We start from the raw sequence: 16,831 nt of genomic DNA, 5'->3' as shown, positions 1-16,831 counted from the left end.
ATTTTACAAATTGCCAACCTAAAAAGTCTCATGAAATCAATCCATAATATTTCAGATATGCATATTATAGCCTTCAAAACTTGCTGATTTGTGAAGGTATAATATCTTTCAAATATATCCCTAAAAGGCTATGTGGATTTAAGGGAGCACATTAATCTCCAAGCTTGTAGTAAGTATTGAAGTTGCATTTCCTCTTACCGAACCTGAAACTGGCATGGTATTCAAATAAGTGGCGCTTGAGGATACCGGAAAGTACATATTGGATGTTCTAATACCGTTGCTTGGATCATAGCCTATCCACCCTGCACCAGGAAGGAACACCTCTGTCCAACCATGAAGCTCGTATTTAGGATCATCCACCTCAACATAAAAATACCCGCTTACAAAACGTGCCGCAATACCAAGGTGCCGCAGTAGTTGAATTTGCATCCAGGCAAAATCCCTACATGACCCTTTTTTTAATTCAAATGTTTCCACCGGCTGATACGGTTCTCCTATTTCACGTATTTCCAAGACAAAATCCTTGTGAATTCGCTTGGTGAGTTCACTTAAAAAAGCAAGTGTATTGCCATTTACACGTGATAAAATAAGGTCCCCGTATTCTTTCAAGGGTTGGCCAATTGAAATTTTTTCCAAATCTGGACTTAATAGTTTCCTTAAGTCCTCGGCATAGGCAAATGGTAATTGATTATGGCTAGAAGGATGCAAGAGAAAATTAAAGGGATTATATGGTTTTATAGTCAACACGGATGTCGCCTTGATACTAAGTTTGGTGTGCATACCTTCATACCAACTAAAATGTATGGTATTATTTTCGGCGTCCATCTGTTGAGAAATCCCGGCCACCTTCGGAGACACTTGTAAAGTGAAGTTTTTCAGTTCTGCATACGATGTTTCCCTAGGCTTAAACCTAAAACAATGCGGTTCCAAAAAAACTTCCGATTGATACTCATACTCGGTTTCGTGTATAATTTCAACTTCCATAAAACCTTATAGTTCAGTTATAGATTTGACATCCCGTATACCCTCTTTTCCGCATAGCGCTAAAGCAGAGAGTCATTGGTTTTCTGTTTTTTGACTTGTTTGTTCGTTTGTATTAGCAAAAAAGGAGTCGTATATCGCAGTCGATACTTCATTTAGCTTTTTCTGGAAAGTATCAATGTACTCATGTAAACCACTATCAAAAATGTCATTTACATCTGTAAACTCTAATTGTGACCTAAGTTTACCCAACTGTTTTTCGGCACTATTGGTAAATCCTCCTTCATTGCCGGTTATTGCTTTTAAGGATTTTTCCGCCTCAATCAAACAGAAGTTGATGGAGCGGGGAAAAACCTTATCTAAAATCAAAAATCCAGAAATATTCAAAGCGGTAAGTTTCCCGTATTTTTTTCGGTACATATCATATGCGGATACCGATTTAAGCAAAGCCGCCCATTGAGCTAAATCGAAGGGAGTGCCAACAGATTGTGGTGTTGTGAGTAAAATGTGATATTTTACATCTAAAACACGCGAAGTTTTATCTGCACGTTCTATCAATTGACCAATTTTACCAAAATGCCACCCATCGTTACGCGATATGGAGATGGCCAAAATACCGTATAGGAGTTGACAACCTTCCTTCACTTTCTTAAAAAATAAACGTGGGTCGTTCTCTTTCCAACTCTTTTTTTCCAATTCTTCTTTCACAAAATAATACAGGTAATTGATTTGTTCCCATACTTCCTTGGTCAATTCCGGTCTAATGGCCCTTGCGTTTTCCCTTGCGTGGCAAATAGAGTTGTATACCGAATTCGGGTTTTGGGGATCGAATCCCAAAAAGTATATGACTTTTTCCTTTTCCACAGTCTTATAGAGAGACTCATACAAATCCCAATCCCCAGTAATTACCACCAAAGGTTTCCATTGCTGAATGGCATCAGGGGTTGATTCCAAAGAAAGATTGAAATTTACATCCATGAATCTGGCATAGTTTTCGGCCCGTTCAACGTACCTATTCATCCAATACATGGTATTTGCGATTCTACTTAACATAGTTCTGTTTTATTTATTATCCAAGACCCAAGTATCCTTGCTGCCTCCGCCTTGTGAAGAATTTACGACCAACGACCCTTTTTTCAATGCTACCCTGGTCAATGCACCTGGTATTACCTTGATTTCTTTCCCATAGAGAATATAAGGGCGTAAATCTACATGCCTCCCCTCTATACTATTATCACAGAGTGTTGGTACTCGGGAAAGGTTGATCATGGGTTGTGCAATATAATTCCTAGGGTTGTTTTTAATCTTCTTCACAAACTCGTTATGCTCGGCTTTTGTAGCATGTGGCCCTATCAACATACCATACCCTCCAGAACCATCTGTTTGTTTAACCACTAATTCGGCAATGTTTTCAACAACATATTTGCAATCTTCCTCTTCAGCGCAGATATATGTTTTAATGTTGGGTATTAGTGCCTCCTCTCCCAAATAATATTTAATCAACCTTGGAATATAGGCATACACAGCCTTGTCGTCTGCAACGCCAGCTCCGGGTGCATTGACAAGTACCACATTACCCTTTAAATAGGCATTAAACAGCCCAGGAGTTCCTAAAAGGGAATCTTTGTTGAATACCAAAGGGTCAATAAATTCATCATCCACACGGCGGTAGATAACATCGACCTTTTGTAGGCCATTTGTGGTCATCATATAAACAAAATCGCCTTTCACTACCAAATCCCCTCCTTCCACTAATTCGGCACCCATTTGTTGGGCCAGATAAGCATGTTCAAAATAGGCCGAATTATAGATTCCTGGCGTTAATACAACAATAGAGGGCTTATTTACTTTGGTAAGCGATTCCAGCATATCCCTTAAATAGTGCGAATAATCATGTACAGGTCTCACATTTAATTGCTCGAACATTTCTGGGAATGTACGTTTCAAGATCTCCCTGTTTTCCAACATATAGGATACCCCTGAAGGACATCTTAGATTATCTTCCAACACGTAAAACTTTCCATCGCCGCCGCGTATAAGGTCTGTTCCGGAAATATGGCTCCAAACATTTTCAGGTGGTTTCAGGCCAATACATTCCTTAAGATAACTGGCACTCGAAAGCACCAATTCTTTAGGAATAATTTTATCCTTTAAGACTTTTTGGTCATTATAAATATCATTGATAAATAAATTCAGGGCCACAATTCTTTGCTGAAGACCCTTGGATAGGTAGTCCCAATCCGAACCGCTCACTATTCTTGGAATGATGTCTAAATGTAGAATGCGTTCAACACCTTGATTATCACTATACACGTTAAATGTCATGCCGAGGGATAGCTGCGCTCGATCAGTTGAATGCTGAAGAAAATTAAGTTTGTTCCAACTTACTTTCTCCAGGCGTTTCTTGAATAGTTCATAACTAGGGCGCACAACATGAGTATCGTTGAACATCTCATCATAAAAACCCTTAATTTCATAATCGTTAAAATTTATTTTAGGCATATAATCGGCAGTGAAGTTGAAAAGTGTATCAGGTTTTAAGGTGGAATTCAATTAAACCTGTTTGAATAGCGTTCCTTTTAAAGATAGGGTAAATAATTTATAAAAGCTAAATCTAAAGTTTTTAAGTCTTAAGCTTCCACGAAAAAAATGATACAATGAAAGATAGCTATGACAATTAAAACAAGTTGATGATCACCTAGGTCTCCCATCACCAGATAGATGCTATTGGCCGCAAAGGCTTGGGGAACTCAAGAAATTACATCTTCACAGGATAGGGCGCGGTATTGATTTTTGAAATGGGTCCTAAACCAACTGATACAGAATCGAAAAATATTTCCCCCTAGATAACAGCTATGTCGCTGGTTTCCTTGGTCTAAAACTTTTTTTATTGGATTCTTTTTAAGAATATTATAGGATGAAAAAAATAGGAATTGCGCTCATTGGAATTGTCTGCCTACTAGCCTGCAAATCCAAAACGGAAAAGGATACTGTACTGCTGAGTGGATCGGTATCCCTTTTCAAAGTTGAACAGGGAGAGGACGTCATTCGGGTTTTTGGGCAAAATGGTTCAACTGCCCTTGTGACCCAGAACATAAAATCTGATTTCCGCCCTTTCATCCATCCCATAATCGCTCCTGGTAGTGAAGTGGCGTTGACACAATACAGCCCGGGTCATCATCCTCATCAAACAGGCCTGTATTGGGGTTTTACTAGGGTAAACGGTACCGGGGCCAAGCCCGAAGAGCTAAAAAAATGGTTCTACGATAAAAACAAACCTGAGGATATTCAAAAGAAAATTGGACGTGATTTTTTTCATAATCCCGGGCCCGATTATTGGCAAAGGGTATCGACCCAAATCCTAATCGCTGAAGGCGCTGAAGTGAAATGGCAGGCTGTTTATAACATGCTCGATGCCTCGAAAACACCAATTTTAAAAGAGACACAGATTTGGACATTCAAGGAGAAAGAAGGCAAATATATATTGGGCTTGGAATGGCAAGGTGAGGCTCTGACCGATATCACAATTAACGAATTCGATTATGGCGGTTTATTTCTGCGCATGCCTTGGGAAAAAGGCATTGAAGGGGAAGTTGAGAATGCCGCTCGCCAGAAAAACGAAAAGGCCGAAGGTAAAAGAGCCATGTGGGTCGATGCGGGTATGAAAATAGATGGCCTTGATGAATGGGGACATATCGCCATTTTTGACCATCCCGATAACGATAATTTTCCACAAACTTGGCGCGTAGATGGGCAATTGGGCATAGGACCCGTAAGGTCCAGAATGGGGGATTGGCACATTAAAAAAGGGGAAATTAAGACTATTCAACATCAGATAGTGGCCTATTCGGGCAAACTGGATCCGGTTAAAATGAACGACCTATGGGGCGATTATGTGGGGGATAAAGGCATGTATAATATTGCTTCCTTATGGAATATTGCGCGACAAGAGGGGAGGGATGCCAAGTTTTTAAACCCTCAGGAAGCGGTTGAGGCCATGACCGTTAAAGCAGGTTATAAAGTTAATGTTTATACTTCGGAACCCATGATAACACAACCCATGGCTTTCTGTTGGGATGATCGTGGACGGATGTGGATTGCCGAAAATAGGGATTACGAAAATCGCCAAGACGGTTTTTCCAATTCAGGTGACAGCCGTATTTTGATTTTGGAGGATACCGATCATGACGGAATCGTCGATAGCAGAAAGATTTTTTTGGAAGGAATCCCTTTTCCATCGGCAATTGCCGTTGGTCATGATGGCTTGTTTCTTGGAGCGCCACCTAATTTGCTTTTCGTACCGGATAAGGACGGGGACGATAAAGCAGATATAAAAAACATTGAGGTTTTGTTAACGGGCTGGGGAATTCGCGATCGCCATGAAACCATCAATAGTTTCCATTGGGGGCCAGATGGATGGCTGTATGGTCTTGAAGGCTTTGCTACCCCTTCCGTAATTCGTAAACCAAAGGGGAAGGGAAAGATTTACAAACACCGCGAAGCCTTCCCGGAAGATTTGTTGGATGAGGAGGGAGTTGATATCAATGGCGGGGTTTGGCGCTATCATCCTATAAAGAAACGATTTGAAGTAGTGGCCCATGGATTTAGCAATCCCTGGGGTATCGACTATGATGCCAAAGGGCAAATGATCATTTCCGCATGTGTAATTCCACACTTGTTCCATATCATTCCGGGAGGCATTTACCATCGCCAAGGAGGTCAACATTTCAATCCGTATATCTATGAAGATATTCAGACCATTGTTGACCATCGGCATAGATCCGCCCATGGAGGTGCCCGTATTTATCAATCCGACGCTTTTCCAGCGGATCAACAAGGAAGGATTTTCATGGCGAACATTCATGAACACGCCGTTTTGTCGGATGTTTTAAAGGCGAACGGTTCTGGATTTAGTGCAAGTCATGGGGAAGATTTTATGTTGGCCAACAATGCCCAATGGATTGGTTTTAGCATGGAGGTTGGACCTGAAGGCGGACTTTATGTCTTAGACTGGCACGATGCCGATATCTGCGGAAATGATGTAGTAAATAAAGATACGGGCAGGGTTTTTCGAATTATGCCCGAAACGTCATTGGCCGAAAATTGGCCTGGACGATATGATGACCTTGGCAAAAAAGGCGATACGGAACTCGTTGATTTGCAGCTAAGTAAAAGCAATTGGCATGCGCAAAGAGCAAGGGTAATTTTACAAAACAGGGCCAACAAGGTGGCGTTGGATGACGCTGCAGTGTCAAAAGCAAGATCAATTTTAAAAGATATTAAGGATCAGGACATCAGACTTCGCGCATTGTGGACATTACATGTTACCAACAACATATCCGCAGACGAGTTGATCCAACTTACAAATGACCAGCAGGAGTATATTAGAGCATGGGCAATACAATTTATGGTCGAAGACGGTTATCCCTCCAAAAAAGGAATTGAAGCCTTGACCGCTTTGGGCAAAAACGAGCCCTCTCCTATAGTTAGATTGTATTTGGCCTCAGCATTGCAACGTATCCGTGAAGACGACCGATGGACTATTGCAACTTCGTTGGTAAAATACCAAGATGATATTGATGATCCCAATATTCCATTTATGTTATGGTTTGGAATTGAGCCTCTGGTAGCTAAAAATCCTGAAAAGGCATTAGCATTGGCGGGTCAAAGTAAAATTCCCTCCATCGTGGAAAAAATCGGACGAAGACTTGTAGATGCTGAAAAATTGGAACAACTGGTAGCCGGGATAGCTAAAAAATCGGGTGAGAGAATTTATCTTTTAAACGGGATGTTGTCGGGCTTGGAGAGTAGAGCCGATTTGAAAGAGCCGAACAACTGGTCGGCTGTGTATAAGGAGTTGCGAACAGAGTCCAATTTGGCTGCAATTTCTGATGAAATCGCCCAGCGATTTGGCAGTGTTGAAGCAGCAATCAAAATGATGGACATTGTTAATGACCCAAACGCGAAAATAGAGCAACAGCAAAATGCCATCAAAAATTTGGCAGTGCAACAGCGCAAAGAATTGGAAACCATTTTGCCCCAATTGCTCCGAAATCCAAAATTGAGATTGGATGCGATAAGGGCAATCGCTGCATATAGCAACGAAGGATTGGGCAAATACTTGCTAAAGGAGTATCCCAACTATTCAAATTTAGAAAAACAGGAAGTCATTCAGACCTTGGCCTCAAGACCTGTTTATGGTTGGCCTTTGGCACTTGCCATAAAGGATGGGTCCATGCCCAAAAAAGATATTCCAGCATATGTGGCCTTACAGTTAAAGCGAGTAGTGGGTAATGGTTTTGTTGAAATTTGGGGGCCGATTGATGAGATTTCAGGCGATAAACAAGGGCAGTTTAGTAAATACCATAGACTATTAACAGACGAGGCCATCTCAAAGGCAGATCGTCATGAAGGTGAACTGGTGTATCAACGCACTTGTTTTGCCTGCCATACCATGCACGGTAAGGGTGGAGTCATAGGGCCAGATTTGACCGGGTCAAACAGAACGAATACCACTTATCTTTTAAGTAATATTTTAGACCCCAACGGGGACATTCAAGATGATTATAAAACTGTAGTTGTTACTACCAATGACGGAAGAACCTATAGCGGCAATGTCATTTCAGAAAATGATAGAAGTGTAACTTTGAGAGTTGTAGGTCAGGAGGCGATTTTCATAAGTACCTCCAAGATTCAAAATCGTGAAGTAACTACCAAGTCAATGATGCCAGAAGGTCTCTTGAACAACCTGACCGATGATGAGGTCGTAAATTTAGTGGCTTATCTAAAGGCATTGAATCCTCCTAATAAAATTGAGGTATCTCCATAATTCCTTTCAAACTATTTTAGGAATTAAGATGTTGCGGTTGGTATCAAAAAGTGGTGGTAATCATAATTTTTCTTTTCGCTAAAGGATAAAAAAATTCATAATGGTCTTAAACTATCTTTTAGGCCATAACAACTCGTGAATAAACGTCATTTTTTTTACTACTCCTGGTGTAATCACAAATGGATAGACATCCGGGACTCCCATGGCCCGATTGATGCTATTGACTGCAAAAGATAATGGTATGCAGGTATTGATAATAGTTTCAAAGTCTTTTACATGGTAAGGGTCGAATGTTGCTTCTATCCGCATGTTTTTTGAGATCTCATTGGAATTAACCTTCAAACCAAAAAAATGAGCGGTCTCAACCATGTCCATAATATGAAGATAATGAGCCCAGGTCTCGGCCCAATCTTCCCAAGGGTGTGACGTTGCATACTTGCTGATGTATGAGTCCTGCCAATTATCCGGTGCGCCAACCTTGTAGTAGATTTGAAGCGCATTGCTATAGTCCACCTCCTCATTTCCAAATATTGCCCTAAAAACTGGCAGCACCTCTTTATTGTTTGAAATTAAACGTTCCCAGAAGTAATGACCAACTTCATGTCTCAAATGACCAATTAGTGTACGATAAGGCTCTTGCAGTTGTTTTCTTATTTGCTCCCTCATAACGGAATCTGCCTCTTGGAGTAAGATGGTTATTACGCCGCTGGCATGACCGGTCATGATATTAGGATTGTTCATTTTAACGATAAAGTCAAAACAAAACCCTTCATTATTGACCATTTTGCTTAGCAATTCCAGACCCATTTTTTGAAGCTGATAAACCAGTCTATGTTTGGCTACTTCCAAATTTTTCCATTTCGGAAAGTTCTCTTTATCCGACAGATTGGGTATCGTTCGATTGAGCTGGCATGCTGGACAATAATCATGTTGATCGTTCTTGTCAAGTAGCCAATTGCAAACTTCATGTTCCTTGTTTTTACAGTACTTGAACTCGATTTTTTCGCGGTCAGAAATCAAAGAAGTAATCAAAGGATCAAAAGTGAGCATTTTACGGTCGCTGTCTCGATAACCACATGCATGTCCACAATTTTCGCATTGGTCGTTTTCAAAAAACAAGGGATAATTACAATGACCACACTCGAAGACTTTCATGTATTTAATATTAATGTTGAATATCCGGCTTACAAATTATGAACAAAAGCTTCTTTAGGCATCCGGAATTGGATTATTGGAAAAAATCACTGTGCTCATCACGGAAACAAAGATGATGCATATTTCTCAAATGTCCCATTTCAAAAATAAAAATCGCATGATAATTAATTGTTCACTATAGATTTGCATAAAAGATGTACAGCATGGTTACTCCGCTATTCTCCACAAAGTAAACACAAGGCTTCAAGAGTTTTTAGCTTCTGAATCTTTTTTATTTGAACGCAATTTGTCCCACCACGTTTAGGACAGACCTTGGCCCCAAGCTACTCTAAACTTTATTTCTTAATTTAATGCCATAATTTCCAACTCCATCATCCCATTACCAATGAAAAAACATTCCCTTTACCTTTTAGTAGCCTGTATTTGTACGTTGGCCAGTACGAATCAACTACATTCCCAGGACCTACCTAATATACTTTGGATTACGAGCGAGGACAACAGCGCATTTCTAGGGTGTTACGGCGATGAATTTGCCAATACGCCAAATCTTGACCAACTGGCCAGCGAAGGTTTTTTGTACACACATGCCTATGCCAATGCCCCCGTTTGTGCTCCGGCACGTAACACCATTATTTCGGGAATCTACGCCAATTCTGGAGGCCACTCCAATATGAGAAGTAATTACCCTAGGGGTAAACAAGTAAAATTCCATGTAGAAGCCATGCGGGAATTGGGCTATTATTCCACCAATGCTGTCAAAACCGACTATAACACCAATGTTGATAAGGAAGTATGGGATGAATGCAGTTCGGATGCCCACTATAAAAATGCACCACAGGGAAAGCCTTGGTTTGCCATTTTTAATACCACCATAACCCATGAAAGTAAAATTCATGAGCAGTTGCCCGTAAATGAGTTGGGTCACGATCCCAAAAAAGTCCCTATAGCTCCTTACCATCCCCGTACCCCAGATATGGAACGCGACTGGGCACAGTATTATGACCGTATTCAACAAATGGATGCTTTTGTGGGCGAACGATTAAAAGAATTGGAGGAATCGGGAATGGCCGATAATACAATCGTCATTTATTACGCCGACCATGGCGGTGTATTGGCACGCAGCAAGCGATATGTATACGAAACTGGAACCCATGTACCCTTTATTGTGCGCATCCCAGAAAAATATAAAAAATTCTGGCCTGCCAAGGAGCCCGACTCAAAAGTAGACCGCTTGATCAGCTTTGTTGATCTATATCCTACCCTACTAAGTTTGGTTGGTGCTGAAGTGCCTGAGCAATTACAAGGTGAGGCGTTTTTAGGTGAAAATATAAGCCCAGATCCAAAATATGCCTATATGTTCCGTGACCGTATGGACGAGTGGTACGATATGAGCAGGGCCGTTAGAAGTAAAAAATACCGTTACATCCACAATTACATGCCACACAGAATTTATGCCTTGCCAATAGAGTATTTGTTCCGTGCCAAGTCTTTGCAATCATGGCAAACAGCCTATGAAAATGGTGAATGCAACGAAATTCAAAGCGTCTATTGGAATACAAAGCCAGTAGAGGAATTGTACGATACAGAAAATGATCCCTGGGAAACAAGCAACCTGGCCGATAATCCCGACTACGCAACTATTTTAAAGAAAATGCGGACGGCCAACCGTGAATGGGTAATAAAAATTAAAGATACCGGGTTTATGCCCGAGGATGAGCGCACAATAAGGGCAAAAGATCAGACAATATTCGATTACTTTCAAAGTGGTAAGGTAAATATTGAGGAAATCATTGAAGCAGCAGAGCTTGCCTCATTTGGGAAAGTTGAAAATAAACGAAAGATGTTAGAGTTCCTTAAATCCAAAGAATCGGCAATTCGTTATTGGGGGGCAACGGGTTTACTCCTTCTCGGAGAAAAAGGTAAATCTGAAATTTCTGCCTTAAAAAAGGCTATCAACGACCCTTCGGTGAGCGTGGCAGTGGTAGCTGCCGAATCGCTATACAAACTTGGTGAGAAACAAGCAGCTTATAAAGGATTCATAAGGGCATTAAAAACCGACAGGGAATTTGCACAAACACAGGCCATGAATTCTATTTACTTAATCGATGACAATAGCAAATTATTGAAAGAAGAGGTAGTGAATACGCTAAAGCGAATGAAAACTTTAGATCGCAATCAATACAATTATAGGGCTGCCATGAACTTGGTCAATAAATGGGGACTTAACATTAATTAATGGAAACCGAACAATAAAAATGGCGCAAAGCATTGAAAATAATGGACACTTCTCACACCCAAGGAAATGAAAATTGATATTGGAACTATGACAGGCTTTAAATAATTATTTGCCAATAATTTGGGAAGGCTGCCTATAATCGCAGATATCCTCAAGTTCCTGCTTTTCGCCATTTTCTTCCAATGATAAAAAAGGTCGCCTCTTTGATATATTTATTTCAGTATAACTGCTTGATAATATATCGTTTACAACATATTGTTCCAAAAATCACTAAATTGTAATCCTGAATAACAGCAAGACATTTTTAACAAAACAGTTGTTCACAATGAGAAATGGGTATACATTGATTTATTTTATTTTGCTATCCTTCCCCATTTTTTCTCAAGATTTTAATACCTCTATAAATACATCAGTAGCTGAAAAGATATACCTGCAGCTCCCTTCCAACGCCTATGCCCTAGATCAGGACATTTGGTTCAAGGCTATTGTCACCGGAACTGAAAACCATATTCCATCCAACCTAAGTCGTTTGCTCTATGTAGACCTGATAGGACCCAATGAGCAAATTGTATCACATAGACTAGTGAAACTTACCCAGGGTATTGGCAGGGGAGCCTTTGAACTCAATAAGAACATGACACAAGGGCGTTATTTGATCCGCGCCTATACCCAATGGAACCGTAATTTCGGTGATGATTTTATGTTCAAGGCCAATATTGATCTATTTGCCCCAATCCAAAATAATGATAAGGACCCTATCGAGGCCATGTCCGTAGTAGAAAAAGAGCATGGGCGTTGGACCTTAACTGGCCAGCTCTGGCCACAAAGAATGGGAAGTGTGTATGAACGTCAGGTTCTGGTATATCTGGACTGGGGCAAGGGCAAAGATACTATCAAGGTCAACAGAAAGGGCAAAAATCTATATACACTGGATTACGAAATTCCAGAAAAATTAGATTGGATTAACCTCACTTTGGACGCTGGACAAGGTCTTCGCCATACCAGAACAATAGTTCTGAACAATCCCCCATTGGATTTACAGTTCTTTCCCGAAGGTGGTGAAATAATCCATGGGTTCCGCAACAAAATCGGTTTTAAGGCAGTAGGTTTGGATGGAAAGGGAATAGCAGTCCAAGGCAAGGTATTGGATGCCAAAGGCCAAAAGGTAGCCTCTTTTATGAGCAACAATTTGGGTATGGGTTTTTTCTTTTTGGAGGCCGATAGTAGTTCCACCTATAGTGCAAACATTGTTAATTCGGACAAGCTCGAAACCGAGGTAACCTATCCCTTGCCCAAAGCAGTATCCAAGGGAAGCATCCTTTCAGTGGGCAGGGCCAAGGATAAGATCCGTATCCAAGTGGAATCCAATTATTTGAACGACCGTGTATTTATCAAGGCTAGTTGCAGGGGAACGGATTATTATTTAATGGAGGGGGCCTTACGGGAAGGTCGCTTGGTTTACCATTTACCTTCTAGCAAATTGCCAGAAGGAATCATAGTATTTACCCTCATTGACGGACAACGGATTCCTATAGCCGAACGCTTGTACTTTAACGAATCCGAACAGGACCGGTTGGATATTTCCTTGTCTACGAACAAAAAACAATATAGGCGGAAGGAATCGACCAAACTCGATATTGAGGTTTCTGGAAAAGGTTTGGCGCCAACAACCACCGATCTATCCATTTTGGCCATAAACAAGGAACATTGGCATCAGGGGAAGGGAGAGACCATTCGCTCCTATTTTTTATTGACCTCCGAACTAAAGGGAGAAGTGGAAGAACCCGATTTTTACTTCAGGGAAGATCGACCAAACAGTTCCTACGATCTGGATGCCCTAATGCTTACGCAAGGATGGCGACGTTACAAATATCCGGTAAAAAGGCAGGGGCCTAAGTTCTATTGGCCCCAACCAGCACTTGTAGTCAAGGGTACAGTGCGTTCGGGCTTTCCAAAAAGACAGCTTGTCAGCGATGCTGATATCTCCTTGGTCACTTTTGGTAAGTCACCTTCTATTTATACACAGGAAACGGATAGTATGGGAAGGTTCCATTTTTTATTGGACGACGCCTATGGCAAACGGATGAAGATATTGCTCGATAGCAAGGACCAAGAGGGCAAAAAAACCAACTACACCATTTTTATGGATACCCTGAATAGTCCAAAAGTAGAATTTGAACCGATTATTTCTGTTCAAAAAGTACATCCTGTAGCACGGTCCGTGGTACTGGCCCAACAAAACAGACAAAAAACAGAGGCGATATTCGACTCCCTGAATGGGGTAACACAGTTGGACGAGGTTGTGGTGGAGGGTTATCGATTGACACCTGAACGACAAAAGGCCTATAAGCAATTCGGGGAGCCGGACATGGTCATAGAAGGGGACATCATACGTTCCAAAGAAAGGAAATGGTCCTACGGCTTGTACAGCATCCTAATGTTCGAATATGGGGACCAGGTAGAAATAGAGCAATTTTCCGATGGCTTTATGCTGGCCAATATTAGAGGAGGCCGGGGTGAACCGACCTTGTTGGTGGTGGATGGCAGATTACTCACTAAAGAGGAATATGAATTTGTTCCCCATATGCCCCCAGGTATCGTCGAAAGTGTGGAACTTATTAAATATGCCAAATTTTTCGTAAAACAGTACCTGACCGTTTTTCCCGAGACAGATCCCTTGGAAGCTCCTACTTTAGGCCATATTATTTCTGTCTATACCAAGGGAGGAGTTGGCATTCATGGTACCCATCGACCTGCACCTGGCACACTCGAATCAACAATAGAGGTCTTTAGCCCGGAAAAGGAATTTTATGCCCCTAAATACGATAGAAAGCTTCCGGCCGACAGCCAAAAACCGGATTTAAGATCTGTGATCCATTGGGCGCCCAGTATACGGACCGATCAAAACGGAAAGACATCGGTTAGCTTTTACAATGGGGATATTGCAGGGGAATATATAATCATTGTGGAAGCTATTTCCTCAGATGGGCGTATTGGCTACCTTGAAAAAAAATATTCTGTTGTAGAGGAAGACTACTAAATATTTTGAAATATTCCAACACCAGAATTTATGTTCGATAAACCTACTATCCTCCCAACGCACTTGGTAAACTCCTCTCCTGGACCTTGCTGGGAAAAGCTATGGAACTAACTAGGATTATGGAAGTGCAAATCCCCTATGCAAGGTATATTTAAATAAAATTAACTTGGAAGCCACTAATACCCCAATGCCTAAGTTTTTACTCCTTTTCAACCATCTTTTGAAGAACCTTGATTATTTCCAATGGGCCCATCCTTTCGGTATAATTTGCCTCAACATGTGCTGCTTCAATGATCTGGTTGGTATTGACTATGAAAGTAGCTGGAACTGGTAAGGTTTTTAAACCCCCGCCATTCAAAAGAGTTAAATCGCGACGTTGGTGATAATCCTCCCCTGGATCGAACTGAAGATTATACGCTTTTATCACATCCTGATCTGCGTCACTAAGCACTTCAAATTCCAGTTCGTTTTTTTGTGCGGCGGTTAGTGCATCATCCGGTTTTTGGGGACTAATGGCCAATAAAGTGGCCCCAAAGGACTTAATTTGTGGCAAATACTTCTGTATTTCCCTAAGATCTAGATTGCAGATAGGACACCATTCACCGCGATAGAATTTTATGATTACCATACCTGATTTTAAGGCTTCAGTTAGTGATACTTTTTTGCCAAAGGCATTAAGTAACGAAAAATCAGGAGCAATATCCCCTTTGGACAGACCTACAGCCCGAGAGGCATTGGCTATAACCAACTTTTGAAAGTCTTGTAAATTACCCATAAAACATTATTTGTCCTGCAAACTAACAAAAAGTAAGATCTACGAACAACCAGAAATAGAAAATTACCAATAAATTGGGAAGGCTACTTATAACCATTGATATCCTGTAGTACCTGTTTTTCACCATTATCATCCAAAATAATTAGATCAACTCGTATTTGGACAATGGTATTTGGAGTACCGTGGTAATAAATAACCCAATCTTGTACTTATGATGTGGGTCACAGGTCAAATAGTCTACATGTGCAAGGAAAATGGTTGGAGAACTAAAGCAAAACAATTAAATTAAAGCTTAAATTTATAAAGCACATAATCCTTTTTGTGTTTTTCAGGTGGTAACCCAAGTAACATTAAAACTAGAAAAAAATGAAAAAGAGCTTCCTATTAATCCTTGGCACTTTTCTGGCCATACAATTGTTATATCCCCAAGGCAATACGGGTAATTCTGAACAAAGGCAAGGAATTTATACCTTGATAGAAGCCTATGCCCAGGCAAGGGAAAAGAAAGACACCCTATTGCTCAAAAATATTTTAACGTCAGATGTAGATCAACTGGTTTCATCGGGGATTTGGAGAACGGGTAAAAAGGAATCCATGGACGGGATGCTCCAAAGCTCGGCTGGTAACCCAGGGACACGAACCCTCAAAATTGATAAAATACGTTTTCTTAATGCGGAGATCGCAATAACAGATGCCAAATATCAAATACAGAATCCCGATGGTACCCTTAGAAATATGTGGAGTACTTTTATTGTAGTTTACGAGGATAATAGGTGGCAGATTTCTGCAATAAGAAATATGTTGCCCGCAGCGCCACAATAAGCCTTCACGATGGCAATAGTTTAAAAGTCAAAACAAATCGATTCTGATTTCCAATTAATTATCCTTCAGGACTAAATTCCAAAATATCGCCTGGCTGACAATCCAAAACCTCGCAAATGGAGGTAAGCGTACTGAACCGAATGGCTTTTGCCTTCCCATTTTTAAGAATGGAAAGATTGGACATAGTAATACCCACTTTATCCGACAGATCGGTAAGGGACATTTTGCGTTTTGCAAGCATTACATCAAGATTAATAATTATCGGCATTGGATATATTTAAATAGTCAAGTCATTCTCTTGTTTCATTTGCGAGCCAATACGAAACGCCTCGGCAATCACCCAAAGAAAAAGAAAGGAGAATACGGACTGTATGGTCATAAATGAGAAAAAATTGATATTTGTAAATTCCAGGCCCGGATACTCCAATTTATCGTAAAGATAAGAGGAAGCAAAGATAGTAGCCAATCTATCGAAAAAAATACAGCCAATTCCCAGAAGCGCTATCCATCGCAGACGAATTGCGTTTTCGATAATTAGAAAGTCTCCCTGTTTTGCCGCTTCCAGAATCTTAATCGTCCATCTTAAACTGTATAATATACAAAAATTGGCAAGTACCGAAATACTGCTATGAGCAAGCAGAAAAACCTTGGGAAGTTGATCCACCCCAATAATCCCCATGGCGTTCTCGATATTGAATGTCGTTCCTGTTATTTCATTTGGGATGTTCACAATCCCATCCTGACTAAGGGAGAACATGACAGTAAAACCCGCTGGGAAAATAGTGGATTCCGTAAAAAAAGCAACAATTGCCAAAAGAATAAATAATCCAAGGCCAATTCCCATAAGCAAAAAGCCTATCTGAAAGACAATGAGCAGGAAATTGATTAAATCTCGGCTGTTAAGTTTGTTGTGCAATGCCATATAATTTAATTTTTATATTGTAAAAGAACAAATATTTATTGATAAACAACAATAAATTAGAATAAATATTA

11 protein-coding genes are annotated in these 16,831 nt (G+C 40.6%); 4 read left to right on the top strand and 7 right to left on the bottom strand.

Translation table 11 applies throughout. The features are described 5' to 3' along the window. Nucleotides 1–138: 138 nt before the first annotated feature. The 3 genes from CWD91_RS02510 to CWD91_RS02500 all read right to left on the bottom strand — a co-directional run bounded on the left by CWD91_RS02510 (nt 139) and on the right by CWD91_RS02500 (nt 3,534). Nucleotides 139–984: a transglutaminase family protein gene (locus tag CWD91_RS02510; protein ID WP_103439355.1), complete on the bottom strand. Its 846-nt coding sequence runs from the start codon at nt 982–984 to the stop codon at nt 139–141. A gap of 72 nt (nt 985–1,056) precedes the next feature. Then, nucleotides 1,057–2,034, bottom strand: coding sequence for an alpha-E domain-containing protein (locus tag CWD91_RS02505; protein WP_103439354.1), 978 nt, complete (start codon nt 2,032–2,034; stop codon nt 1,057–1,059). A 9-nt stretch (nt 2,035–2,043) separates the two neighbouring features. Then, nucleotides 2,044–3,534 (bottom strand): circularly permuted type 2 ATP-grasp protein, encoded by a 1,491-nt coding sequence (locus CWD91_RS02500; RefSeq protein ID WP_251795461.1) that lies wholly within the window; start codon nt 3,532–3,534, stop codon nt 2,044–2,046. A gap of 364 nt (nt 3,535–3,898) precedes the next feature. Between CWD91_RS02500 and CWD91_RS02495 the strand changes: the two genes are divergently transcribed. Continuing rightward, nucleotides 3,899–7,810, top strand: a complete 3,912-nt coding sequence (locus tag CWD91_RS02495) for a PVC-type heme-binding CxxCH protein (RefSeq protein ID WP_103439353.1) — start codon at nt 3,899–3,901, stop codon at nt 7,808–7,810. Between the two features lie 111 nt (nt 7,811–7,921). Here the strand turns inward: CWD91_RS02495 and CWD91_RS02490 are convergent, their stop codons facing one another. Then, on the bottom strand, nt 7,922–8,965 hold the full coding sequence (locus tag CWD91_RS02490; protein ID WP_103439352.1) for a zinc-binding metallopeptidase family protein: 1,044 nt from the start codon (nt 8,963–8,965) through the stop codon (nt 7,922–7,924). A 385-nt stretch (nt 8,966–9,350) separates the two neighbouring features. Between CWD91_RS02490 and CWD91_RS02485 the strand changes: the two genes are divergently transcribed. Together CWD91_RS02485 and CWD91_RS02480 are read left to right on the top strand one after the other, a co-directional pair. Then, complete coding sequence (locus CWD91_RS02485) at nt 9,351–11,201, top strand: sulfatase-like hydrolase/transferase (RefSeq protein WP_103439351.1); 1,851 nt, start codon at nt 9,351–9,353, stop codon at nt 11,199–11,201. 325 nt (nt 11,202–11,526) lie between these two features. Beyond that, nucleotides 11,527–14,241, top strand: a complete 2,715-nt coding sequence (locus tag CWD91_RS02480; protein WP_103439350.1) for a hypothetical protein — start codon at nt 11,527–11,529, stop codon at nt 14,239–14,241. A gap of 199 nt (nt 14,242–14,440) precedes the next feature. Here the strand turns inward: CWD91_RS02480 and CWD91_RS02475 are convergent, their stop codons facing one another. Next, a complete protein-coding gene (locus tag CWD91_RS02475; RefSeq protein ID WP_103439349.1) occupies nt 14,441–15,016 on the bottom strand; it encodes a peroxiredoxin family protein in 576 nt (191 codons plus the stop codon). A 366-nt stretch (nt 15,017–15,382) separates the two neighbouring features. Between CWD91_RS02475 and CWD91_RS02470 the strand changes: the two genes are divergently transcribed. After that, nucleotides 15,383–15,838, top strand: a complete 456-nt coding sequence (locus CWD91_RS02470; protein ID WP_103439348.1) for a YybH family protein — start codon at nt 15,383–15,385, stop codon at nt 15,836–15,838. Nucleotides 15,839–15,896: 58 nt separating this feature from the next. On the opposite strand, the gene CWD91_RS02465 is transcribed toward CWD91_RS02470, so the two are convergent. Further along, nucleotides 15,897–16,106 (bottom strand): helix-turn-helix domain-containing protein, encoded by a 210-nt coding sequence (locus CWD91_RS02465; RefSeq protein ID WP_103439347.1) that lies wholly within the window; start codon nt 16,104–16,106, stop codon nt 15,897–15,899. Between the two features lie 9 nt (nt 16,107–16,115). Then, a complete protein-coding gene (locus CWD91_RS02460; RefSeq protein WP_103439346.1) occupies nt 16,116–16,760 on the bottom strand; it encodes a DUF2975 domain-containing protein in 645 nt (214 codons plus the stop codon). Between the last annotated feature and the right edge of the window lie 71 nt (nt 16,761–16,831).

Source organism: Arenibacter hampyeongensis, assembly GCF_002909255.1.
GTDB lineage: Bacteria > Bacteroidota > Bacteroidia > Flavobacteriales > Flavobacteriaceae > Arenibacter > Arenibacter hampyeongensis.
The sequence above is the reverse complement of the archived record's forward strand: the minus strand, read 5'-3'. Positions and strand labels throughout refer to the sequence as shown.